Origin of the sequence: Paenibacillus sp. Soil766, assembly GCF_001428105.1 — a bacterium.
Classification (GTDB): Bacteria; Bacillota; Bacilli; order Paenibacillales; family NBRC-103111; genus Paenibacillus_E.
Window position 1 is genome coordinate 61,149 of sequence record NZ_LMSJ01000006.1, and the last position, 11,499, is coordinate 72,647.

Sequence of the window (11,499 nt, forward strand, 5' to 3'; positions counted from 1 at the left end):
TTTCACTCTAGCGCCCACTCCACCTTTATCGCTCCTTGTAGACCGTCTCCTTTCACAACGAACCGGTATTCAGCAGTCTTTTTTATAGTCACACTGTACTTTAGCCTACCGTTATTGTTCTCTCGTCCTCCTAAATTATCACCGTTGTCATCAATAAGCGAATATCCGTAGCCGCCTCCATTTACATTCGTAATCTCCACTGCGTAAGACAATTTCTCACCTTCTCGAACTACCACTGGAATCTCATGTTTTCCATTAAAATAGGTAAAGTTAGCTTCGAAAGATGTACTAGTTGTTTTATCGCTCCATCCATTTTTCACAGTGAAATCGATGTTGAGAACGACGACAAGCAGCAGTGGAAAAGCGATAGAGAATGCGTATTTAACAGGTGATTTCAGTTTCAACCATTGTGTCCCACCATAAAAAACGAGAGCAGACAGCGCCCCGACAATACCTGCTATTATCGTATATGCATTGAATCCATGTACCATAAAAATGGCAAATCCTGCAATGATATAGAGCAGCACTTTTCCTAATTTACCAATCCTTGGAATGAGTCGTGCAAATAGGTCAATCACGAAGGAACTGGCTATTCCATATAGATAGAAAAAGTGTAACAGTTTCAACTGAAAAACATCCTCAACAATCTTATACATATCGAATCCGGTGTTCATGAATAAGAATAGAATGAATAGAAGCGTTGCGATGCCTGCCCCGGATAATTTCGATAAAAGGTAAGATACTACTCGTTGTCCGCGTAGAATGTCCATCTTAATCCCCACTCCTTAACCATCATGTAGAGAGTGCCTACCGCGTTCCGCTGTCCGCATATCCCATTACCATTCCCTTAATAGTAGTGAGAGGCAATGAACCAAAGATTTGACTGTCAATACTTCTCCACCACGTATCACCCATAACAAAGACATGGCCCTCAGGAACATTAACCTTAGCCATATCCATGTTAAAGTATTCTTTCATGGTTTTCTGGCATGATTCATTACATTGAGCGGAACCTGGCTTATTAAGCGTCTCAAAATACTCTTCTTCTTCGAGTCCCCAACTAAGCGCTTTACCATAGAAGGTATCTAGCCTTTTATGGTTAACATAAACTTGACCTTTTTTTATTTCAATTTCCTCGCCTGGAAGAGCTATAACTCTTGCTATATTATATTCGGGCGGATTTAGCCTCGGATATTTGTTCTCATCAATTGCAGGTGTTTGATAGTAAATTACATCGCCGCGATGAATAGCATGTTGATTAAAATAATTCGGGTCAACAGCTATCTTCCCTTTGTCTTTGGAGATGTATTCTAAGTTGCGACGCGCCATTCCATCGTTATCATTTTCAATAGTAATAAGGTTCTGGTTCATTACTATTGTCTTTGGCGAGTCTTGAGTAATTACGTCAGTAATGCTTTGCTCTTCGCAACCTAGAACGAATAAGAAAAAGAAAACAATTAAAAGTGACTTCTTCACAGCAATCCCCCCTTATTTAATAATACGCATTAAAACAGAGAGACCGCCAATTAATTCCAACAATTCCCTGAACTTCCGTAATGATTTACTTTTCGATAATTGATCAAAAGCAGCCCTCTTTTCTAGCATATCGTAAAAAGATAGCATACAACTGTTTTGAGCCCATAAGAAAGAGCACCCTTTCGGGTGCTCCACACTTGACTTATTACTTACTTCTTCGCAGCTGCAAATAAATCGTTCATTTCCTTCACCAAATCATCCCCGCCTGATTTCTTCCAAGTTTCGAAAGCTGCTTTCAGAGCGGCTTCATCACTTTGACCGACGATGAATTTAATACGCGCATCATTGATAATGTTATCCAGTTGTTGGCCTTTTTGCGAGTAAACCGTGGAGATAAAAGGCTCAACTGGGTTTGCCACAATGTTGGCTTCTGCTTCTTTTTGAATCTTCGTCGTTTGCAAACGAAGCGGTGTTTGCTTCACTTTCAAACCGCGATCTTCCGGAATAAATGGCAGCATTTGATTCAAACCTTCTACTTCAGATTCGAGAAGCGCTGTATCCTTGCTCACCACGAGCGCTTCGCCATCTTTCGTATAATGCTTGCCTTCGATACCGTAGCCAGCTAACGTTTGAAGGTCTGGCTCATTCATTTGATCCAAGAATTTCAACACGCGTTTAAGTTCATCCTCTGTTTTCACAGTGGACTTCGAAACCGCTAGAATACCTGCAAAGCCGGAAGTCGGCAATGCTTTCAAGCCATTCTTACCTGTTACGCCAATCATATTATCTACATAGTGAATGTTAGGATTGTCTTTGCCATCTTTAGCAAGCGCAGCATGAATTTTATCATCCATACGTGCGGCATTGTCTGTTACGTCTATGATCACCCCTGCTTGATTGTTGGCAATGGGATCGTTCCACTTCGCGGAATCGAATATAGCAAAATCTTGATTGATTAGCTTCTCATCATATAGTTTTTTCATAAATTTAAGCGCTTCGAGGTATTCCGCGGTTTGATGCTCAGGTACGAGTTTACCGTCTACGATGCCCCATTTGTTCGGTGCTCCGAACCAAAGCTTCATCGTATCAAACCCGCTTGCCCATTGCCCTGTCCATTTGACCAATACCATGCCGTATGTGTCATCTTTGCCGTTTTTGTCAGGATCTTTTTCTTTAAACGCTTTGAGCATATTGTAGAAATCATCGATTGTTTTCGGTTGTTGCATACCTACCGCTTCCAACCAATCTTTGCGATAGTTAATCCCGTTTCGGCCCAATGCGCGTCCACGGTAAATCCCGTAGTTTTTGCCATCAACTGATGAGTTGTTCATAATGACTTGGTTTGCTTTGCTGAGATTCGGATAATCTTTCAAATACTTGCCAATTTCCCAGAACGCACCCGATTTAGCAGCGTTAACGAAGCTAGGGTTCTTCACATCGCCAACATAGATGATATGCGGCAGCTTTCCTGAAGCCAACGTAATATTAAACTTATCCGTATAGGATGCGTTCGGCACCCACTCGAGGTGAATATTCGTATTGGTTTTCTTTTCAATTTCAGTCGTAACAGGACCATCGTCCTTCGGGAAATTCGTTTTAAAGATCGGAAGCATGATGCTCAAATCAAGCGGTGCTAAGTTCTCAGGAGCTTTGGTCGCTGCTGCTTGTGTGGCAGAAGCGGATGCTGCTGGTGTTGCGGTTCCTCCTTTGTCACTACTACAACCAGCGATTGTCGTCATGACTGCTGTTCCTACTGTTGCTACAGTTACCCATTTTTTCGCATTTTTCTTCATCTAAACATGCCTCCTTTAGAATATGGACTTGCTTCTATCTGAATCCGTTACCCCTTGACCGAACCAATCAAGACCCCTTTAGCAAAATGCTTCTGCAGGAACGGATAGACAAACAAAATTGGAATTGTGCCCACGACGATAACGGCCATCTTGATGGATTGCTCGGGTGGTTTGACGAAATTCGGATCCATGGAGTTGAGATCACCTGCTGCAGCCTGAGACAGCAATACAATCTGTCTGAGCATTACTTGCAGCGGCCATTTGGCAGGATCATTAATATACAGTAAAGCAGAGAAGAAGTTGTTCCAATGACCTACCGCGTAAAATAACGTAAAGGTTGCCAAGACTGGCATCGATAAGGGCAGTACGATCCGCCAGAGAAGACCGAGCTCTGTACAGCCATCGATTTTTGCCGCTTCCTCTAGCTCCGGTGGGAGCTCTTGGAAAAAGTTTTTGACAATAATCAAGTTAAATGCACTAATCGCACCTGGAATCATCAATGCCCAATAAGAATCCAGCATATGAAGCTCGCGAATGACGAGATAAGTAGGAATTAATCCTCCGCCAAAAAGCATGGAGAAAATAATCAAATTTAGCACCGTATTCCGTCCCATTAAACTGCGCTTCGATAACGCATAAGCCATCGTCACCGTGAAGAAGAGGTTTACAATAGTACCGACGACCATGATATAGAGCGACACGCCAATACTTTTCACAATCGTATCCGTCGAGAAAATAAACTTATAAGCTGTTAGTGTAAATGTCTCCGGGATGAGGAATACCGCACGCTGCGTCAGCTCGGCATCCGATGCAAATGATCCTGCAATAACGTACAGAAATGGCAGAATGGCAACAATTCCAATGACACCCAGCACGATATAGTTAGTTACATCGAAGATGGTTCCGGAAACGCTCTTATATTGCTTTGCCAAAACCTCTCACCTCCTTTACCTATAGAATTCGTATTAATAAATGCCGGATTGTCCGAATCGTTTCGCTGTCCAGTTCGCGCCAAGTACTAAGATGACGCCAATGACTGCTTTGAACAAACCGACAGCCGTACTATAACTAAACGCGCCTTGTGTGATCCCCATCATATATACATAGGTATCAAATACTTCAGCTACATCCCTGTTCAATGGATTCAGCATCAAGAAAATTTGCTCAAAGCCATTATCCAGAATGTCCCCCATCCGCAGGATGAGCAGAATTACGATGGTACTGCGAATCGATGGCAGCGTAATGTGCCACAGCTGTCTAAAGCGGTTGGCCCCATCCATAATCGCTGCTTCGTATTGCTCAACATCCACACCAGCCAATGCCGCTAAGAAGATGATTGTACCAAAGCCGCATTCCTTCCACATCGTTTGCATAATGATCATCGGACGGAACCATTCCGGCGTAGCCAAGAAGTTGATTTTATAACCGAAATACTTCTGTAAGAGCTCGTTAATGAGTCCGCCTTCCGTCGTTAGAAAGACATAAGTCAAGCTTGCCACAATAACTAAGGATATGAAGTGCGGCACATAGATCAAGGTTTGTATCGTTCTTTTATACAGATTCACCTTGATCTCATTCAGTAAGAGTGCAAGTATAATCGGTGCCGGAAAATAAAACACTAGATTATATAAGGAAAGCAATAACGTGTTGCGGAGAAGCATGAAAAATTCGGGATTTTGGAAAAATACACGGAAATGCTCTAGGCCGACCCATTCGCTTTTCCAAAACCCTAGAAAGGGTTGGTAATTTTTAAAGGCAAGCAGCACGCCCCACATGGGCACATATTTAAAAATAATGAAATACAACAAACCCGGCGTAAGCAATGCGTAGATCCATTTATCCTTACGCAACCTTGCCCACACCTGTGATCTGCGAAGCCCTTTCGCCTCACTCACTTGAGACAGCTCTCTGTTGTTAGGAGCAGTTGCCTGTTTCATCCTTTTCACCTCCATGTCATGATCGCCTTGTGAGCGTTTGTAGCCTTATTATGCATCTCCTGTGATTTACCGCCTATCAGACATTCTTGTAAGCCCTTCCACATGCTGAGATTTTTTCTAAGTCAAGAAAGTGCAAACCGATCAAAACAGTTAAAACTTCTTCCCACGCCCCGCAAGAATGTGTTATTGCCCTTGATCAAATTAGCACTTATAGTAGAAACTAACTTTCTGATGAAGAGGATGGATGATGGAAATGGGTAAAAAGCTATATCATGGCGCGGCCTGGTATCCTGAGCTGTGGGATCAAACGGTCATTGAGCAAGATATTGAACTTATGAAGCAAGCTGGTATGAATGTTATGCGAATTGGTGAATTCGCTTGGTCCAATATGGAGCCTACTGAGGGCAATATCGATCTTAGTTTCTTTGTACAAATGGTGCAGTTGCTCCATGAAAATGGGATAGACACCGTTATGTGTACGCCGACACCTACACCACCGATTTGGTTCACACACGGTCATCCGGAGCGGATGTATGTGAATGAACAGTTGCAAGTGATGGGACATGGGTCGCGTCAGCATGCTTGTACGAATCATCCTTATTTCCGTAAAAAAGCAGCGATGATCACGGAGCATATCGCTCGCGCGATTGGACGACTGCCTGGCCTGATCGGTTGGCAGATTGACAATGAATTCAAAGCGCATGTATCCGAATGTATGTGCGGAACCTGCCTTGTTGGGTGGCATGAATGGCTTGAAGCACGTTACGAAACCGTAGAAAAGTTGAATGAGGCATGGGGCACGCAAATTTGGAGTGAATACTACCATAGCTTCGAGCAAGTGCCGCAGCCTGGTCCTGTGCCATTCTTACATAATTCATCCCTCAGTACGATGTACCAACTATTTTCGATGGAGAAAATCGCCCAGTTCTCAGACGAACAGGCAGCGATAATCCGCCAATTCTCGGATGCACCGATCACGCATAATAGCAGTGTCGCTTTCAGCGTAGATAATGAGCGTTTATTTCGCGATTTGGATTTTGCGTCGTTCGATACGTATGCAACCTATGACCATCCAGCGAACTACTTATTAAATAATGACCTGTGGCGGAACTTTAAGAGCGGCCGAGATTACTGGATCATGGAAACGAGTCCTTCCCATGCTGCCTCACTCGCAAGCTACGCAAAGCCGCATCCAAACGGTTATCTCAAAGTGGAAGCTGTTGCCGCTTATGCGCTGGGAGCAGAAGCCTTCTGTTATTGGCTATGGAGACAGCAACGGGCAGGCTGCGAACAGCCACACGGCTCTGTGCTCAGCACATGGGGCAAGCCTACAATTGGATTCCCGAATGTTCTCGAGGTCGAGCAAGCTCGAAAAGAGATCGAAGCTACGATTCTCTCGACGCGACCTGTGCAAGCTGAGGTAGCGATGACCTATTCGGATCGTTCCAAAGCGTTTCTGAAAACTGAACCGCATCAAAAGTTGAATCACCGCGGACTTGTAACCAGTTTCTATGAGCGGATACTCCATCTAGGGCTTCACCGCGACATTGTGCCGGAAGGCGCAGAGCTAGATGGGTACAAGTTGTTATTTACGCCTTTCCTCCCCTATATCTCGTCGGATCTGATGAAGCGTGCTTCCGCGTTCGTCGCCGAAGGCGGTGTATGGGTGGTTGGTCCTCTCTCCGGCGGTCGTACCGAAGAGCATACGATGCATACGAATGCTGCACTCGGTGAATTGGAGGAACTCGCCGGTGTGGAGACAGTCTACACGTTCCCTATGGACGGCAGCGGGTCGATCGGCAGTGCATGGGGCGTCTCTGCCCCGTTATCGCTTTGGAGCTCCGTCTTCGAGCCAAAAGAGGCTGTTGCCGTCGGAACCGTTGAATCGGGAATGACACCGGGGTTGGCGTTCATTACCGAGCGAGCGTATGGCAAAGGCAAGATCGTTATGCTCGGCTCCATGCCGACCGGTGAGGAAGGCGAGCGCTTGTTGAACAAACTTATCCTGCACTATGCGGATGACGCGGGTGTAACACTTCGTACCGATGTGACAGCAGGTACGATTGTCGCTCCGAGACGCGGCGATGGCCGCGACGTATGGGTCGTTGTTAACATGGACGGTGCTGGCGGCAGCGTGACTCTCCCACGTGAAGGTGTGGATCCGATCACAGGAACCGTCTACCGTGAGGGGCAATTGAATCTTGCCCGTTATGAATATAAAGTAATCCAATTCGCCGCAAGGTAAGTACGCCACTTGAACTTGAATAGTTCGTTTTACAAAATGGATTGAGCTACTGGGTATATGCACTGACAGGCAGCCTGCGCCTCACATACGCTGTCTAAAAGAGGTGTACTCCCTATGCCCACGTATAAAAGCAGTTCAATCAAGAGTAAATGGCGTAAAACAAAATGGCTGCTTCAACAACCGAATTTGCGCCAATATGTCCCTCGAACGGTGCTTTTTACGAAAAATAATTTGCATACGATGCTTGATGATTATAAGACAGTCTTTTTCAAGCCTACAGATGGTTCCGGTGGTTCAAATATTATTCGCATCAAGCGGGAGCCCTCAGGCTACCAAACTCAATTGAACCGCACGAAGAACTTCTATACCGAGCGGAAGAAGCTGCATAGCAAATTGTCCACACACGCGGGCAAGCGATCCTATCTACTCCAGAAAGGAATTAAGCTCGCCAAGACCAAAGGCAGACCTTTCGATATTCGCGTCATGGTGCAAAAAACGAATCAAGGTGAATGGGTCAGCACTGGCCTTTTCGCCAAAATCGGAAGACAAGGAAAAGTAGCAACGAATTATAATCAAGGCGGCACCATTGGCTATTTCAAGCCAACTATGCTGGGAGCAGGCTACTCCACTCCTGACATACAGGAACGGGAAGCACAATTAAAGCAGTTAGGCGTGGCGGTCGGGAATGCTTTTGATAATCATAATCGTGGATTCCGAGAACTGGGTCTCGATGTCGCGATTGATTCCAAAGGAATACCTTGGATTCTTGAAGTGAATACGCGACCTCAGTTTTATCCGCTGAAGAACATGTCTAATCGCAAGCTATATAGTCGCATGGTGGATATCGGGAAACAGTATGGTCGTAAGAAGTAGATCATTGGTTTCTTAATGGATTTGGATTTGAAAAGATAGATGGAAATTTTCCATCTATCTTTTTCATTTTCATGCTGTTATAAGGATAAAGCAGGAAAACCTCCAACTATTTTCTGGCTTTCACTGCGAATACCGCAGGAATGCGAAAATGAACTGGAGGTTTGCCATCTAAACTCAATTTTCAACAGATTTACGTAATAATAGCTATATATGTTCCATCTAATCACTACAATTGGCCGCTCGCGCGTCTGTTACTCCCTAGCAACCATTCCCGAAGCTATCCTTCTTCGAACGAAGCACCTCAGCAAGGAACGTTAAGGTTAACCCTTGTCCCCACCCTTGAATGCGTTTGTCCGGCACGCCTTTGTAGCCTTCTGCATTTTTCATGACCGCTGTTCCCGCGGATACGCCTGTTACTGTGCCTTCCTCGGTAATCCGATCTAAGATACCTTCAATCGACTTCTGTGCATATTTGTTGTACAGTCTGCCTCGTGTAAGTAAAGCAGTAGCAATACCGGCTGATCCGGAAGTCTCGAGGGGAGCTGTCTTATCATTAAGAATGGTGTGCCACAAGCCTGACTCATCCTGCAAACGAACAAGTGCACTTAGTTGATCACGTAAGGAACCATCAATAATCATGAATGAAGGATGCGTCACTTCTACGAGATGGAGTGCACGCGCCATTGTGAGCGCAGCCCAGGAGTTCCCGCGTGCCCAGAACATGGCGGACATATTATTTTGCGCAATATTGTCCCATCCATGATAGTACAAGTTGGTTTTCGCATCTTGCAGGACGTTCTCATGCCCATGATATTGTTTCAAGCCAAGCTCGAAATAGTCATCATTATTCAGCAATTTGCCAACACGAAGCAGGAAGTAACCAGCCATAAACATCGTATCTACCCAAGCTTGTTCTGGGAAATTATATGTTTCGGAATTAACAGTATGTTGGAGAATATCATCCCCGAACCGCTCCGCTTCTGTCGCAAGGAATTCCGCCATTTCCTTCACTGTGTCTAGATATTTCTCTTCTTTCGTCACGTCATATAAGGTAAGAAGGGAGTGTCCAATGGACACCGCGTTGACCGAAAGCTTCGGCAAGCCATCCTCCATATTCTCATCAACCCAAGCCTTCAACCTAGTTAGATACGATTCATTCCCTGTTGCCTCATAGGCTTCACAAACCCCATAAAATGCAACACCACCTGGCCAATCCCAACCGAAGTCCATACGAAACGTGCGATCTACCACACGGTCGATTGCTGATCTGATATCATTTTCTTCAAATACTAATTTGGGCATGTCTATAAGTTCTCCTCTCATTCTCTATCCTTTCAATCCGCTCGTGCTGATCCCATCAACAATATACCGTTGGAAAATGAAGAAGACGACAACAATCGGTACAAGTGATGCGGATGCCATTGCGAACATGCCTCCCCAGTTGTTCACGGACTCTCCATCTAAGAATAGCTTCAATGCCAATGACACAGGGTACATACTCGGCTTATTCAAGTAAAGCAACGGATTAATAAAATCTTCCCAGCGCCAGTAGAAGGAGAAGATCGTTGATGTAATGAGCGCCGGAACGATAAGTGGCACCAAAATCCGGAAAAAGATGCTGTATTTACTGCAGCCGTCCATTTTGGCAGCCTCATCAAGCTCAATGGGAATCGTCCGAATGAACTGCATGATCAGGAAGATAAAGAAAGGGATCGCAAAGAACTGTGGCACAATGATCGGCTTAAAGGATCCAATCCACTCTAACTTCGCAAATAGTACGTATTGCGGAATGATTGTAACGTCATGCGGCAGCATCATCGTTAGCATCATACAGCCGAACCAGAAGTTTCTTCCGAAGAATGGAATACGGCCAAACGCATAAGCAACAAGGGCAGAACTAGCCACCGCACCGATCGTGGATAGGATTACGATATAGAACGAGTTCATGAAGAAGCGGCCGAATGAATTACCTGCGAAGCCTCTCCAACCTGTTTGAAAGTTCTCCCAAGCAATCTTGCTCGGAATCAAGCTGTAAGCGGTTGAAAAAATTTCACTGTTTGGCTTCAGTGAGCTAGCCAGCAACCAAATGATGGGGTACATCATGATAAGCGAGCCTAGAACTAGAAGGAGATGATAGCCAAAGCGTTTGTAGTTATTCGAGTATGCCATGTTATTTCTCTCCTTTGTTTTCGTAGTAAACCCAGTATTTCGAAGTTTGGAAAATAACGAGTGCAATGATACCGACAAGAATTAGCATCACCCACGCCATCGCGGAAGCATAACCCATTTCGTAGAATTGGAATGCTCTGCGATATAAGTACAAAGAATAAAGTAGTGTATTATCCAGTGGTCCACCTTCGCCGCGTGAGATAATATAGGCTGGCGTAAAGGTCATGAAGGCAGAGATGGTTTGCATGATCAGATTGAACAGGATAATCGGGCTAAGCAGTGGAAGCGTAATTTTAAAGAACTGGCGAATTTTATTCGCGCCGTCTACGCTAGCCGCTTCATAATAAGAAGCTGGGATGTTTTTGAGTCCTGCAAGGAAGATGAGCATGGAAGAACCGAACTGCCAGACAGACAAAGCAATCAGCGTCCATAGCGCTGTCGAAGGATTCCCAATCCAAGATGTATCTGTGTGAATTCCGATAGCACCTAATGCGGAGTTAACCAAACCTTTATCTCCGAACACTTGTGTCCACATGATGGATACTGCCACGCTGCCCCCGATCAAGGAAGGCAAGTAAAACGAGGAGCGATAAACACCGATACCAGAGACCGCTTTATTCAGCAGAACCGCCACCATCAAAGCAAATGCGAGTCGTAGCGGCACACTGGCGAACACGTACGTGAAGGTTACACTGACCGATTTCCAATACTTGTCGTCCGCAGTAAACATCTTTTCATAATTGTCAAAGCCGATAAAATTAGGTGCATCAAACAGGTTGTAATCGGTAAATGAATAGAAGAGTGAAGAAAAAATCGGATACAGCGTGAAGATGAGAAACCCCAGAATGAAAGGGGAAGCGAATATGTACCCCACCAGGTTATCGTTATAACGCAGCTTGTTCATTGGTGATCAACCCCTAACGTCGATTTTTGAAGTGGAAGCCTCGCTTCCTCTCTTTTGTATCTTCATTATAAAAGAGTTGATGCGCCGCCAGAAGGCAAAAAA

At 44.9% G+C, this 11,499-nt stretch carries 10 protein-coding genes; 2 read left to right on the top strand and 8 right to left on the bottom strand.

The genetic code is table 11. From position 1 onward, the window contains the following. Window positions 1-2: 2 nt before the first annotated feature. The 5 genes from ASG89_RS05765 to ASG89_RS05785 form a co-directional block, all read right to left on the bottom strand. Window positions 3-770, bottom strand: a complete 768-nt coding sequence (locus ASG89_RS05765; protein ID WP_057309573.1) for a hypothetical protein — start codon at window positions 768-770, stop codon at window positions 3-5. Window positions 771-807: 37 nt separating this feature from the next. Then, entirely contained in the window at window positions 808-1,476 is a 669-nt protein-coding gene (gene lepB / locus ASG89_RS05770; RefSeq protein WP_057309575.1) for a signal peptidase I, read from the bottom strand. A 209-nt stretch (window positions 1,477-1,685) separates the two neighbouring features. Beyond that, window positions 1,686-3,269, bottom strand: coding sequence for an extracellular solute-binding protein (locus ASG89_RS05775; protein WP_057309577.1), 1,584 nt, complete (start codon window positions 3,267-3,269; stop codon window positions 1,686-1,688). 47 nt (window positions 3,270-3,316) lie between these two features. Further along, entirely contained in the window at window positions 3,317-4,201 is an 885-nt protein-coding gene (locus ASG89_RS05780) for a carbohydrate ABC transporter permease (protein ID WP_057309579.1), read from the bottom strand. Between the two features lie 33 nt (window positions 4,202-4,234). Next, the gene (locus ASG89_RS05785) at window positions 4,235-5,206 is read right to left on the bottom strand and encodes an ABC transporter permease (protein WP_057309580.1); all 972 of its coding nucleotides are present in this window, start codon (window positions 5,204-5,206) and stop codon (window positions 4,235-4,237) included. 253 nt (window positions 5,207-5,459) lie between these two features. Here ASG89_RS05785 and ASG89_RS05790 point away from each other — a divergent pair, with 253 nt between their 5' ends. Then, the gene (locus ASG89_RS05790; protein ID WP_057309722.1) at window positions 5,460-7,451 is read left to right on the top strand and encodes a beta-galactosidase; all 1,992 of its coding nucleotides are present in this window, start codon (window positions 5,460-5,462) and stop codon (window positions 7,449-7,451) included. 114 nt (window positions 7,452-7,565) lie between these two features. Further along, window positions 7,566-8,324: a YheC/YheD family protein gene (locus tag ASG89_RS05795; protein ID WP_057309581.1), complete on the top strand. Its 759-nt coding sequence runs from the start codon at window positions 7,566-7,568 to the stop codon at window positions 8,322-8,324. A gap of 258 nt (window positions 8,325-8,582) precedes the next feature. Here the strand turns inward: ASG89_RS05795 and ASG89_RS05800 are convergent, their stop codons facing one another. From ASG89_RS05800 to ASG89_RS05810, 3 genes are all read right to left on the bottom strand, one after another. Next, window positions 8,583-9,626 carry a glycoside hydrolase family 88 protein gene (locus ASG89_RS05800; protein WP_057309582.1) on the bottom strand — a complete coding sequence of 348 codons (1,044 nt, stop codon included), beginning with the start codon at window positions 9,624-9,626 and terminating at the stop codon, window positions 8,583-8,585. 24 nt (window positions 9,627-9,650) lie between these two features. Continuing rightward, a complete protein-coding gene (locus tag ASG89_RS05805; protein ID WP_414813245.1) occupies window positions 9,651-10,427 on the bottom strand; it encodes a carbohydrate ABC transporter permease in 777 nt (258 codons plus the stop codon). Window positions 10,428-10,494: 67 nt separating this feature from the next. Continuing rightward, the gene (locus ASG89_RS05810; protein ID WP_057309586.1) at window positions 10,495-11,397 is read right to left on the bottom strand and encodes a carbohydrate ABC transporter permease; all 903 of its coding nucleotides are present in this window, start codon (window positions 11,395-11,397) and stop codon (window positions 10,495-10,497) included. Between the last annotated feature and the right edge of the window lie 102 nt (window positions 11,398-11,499).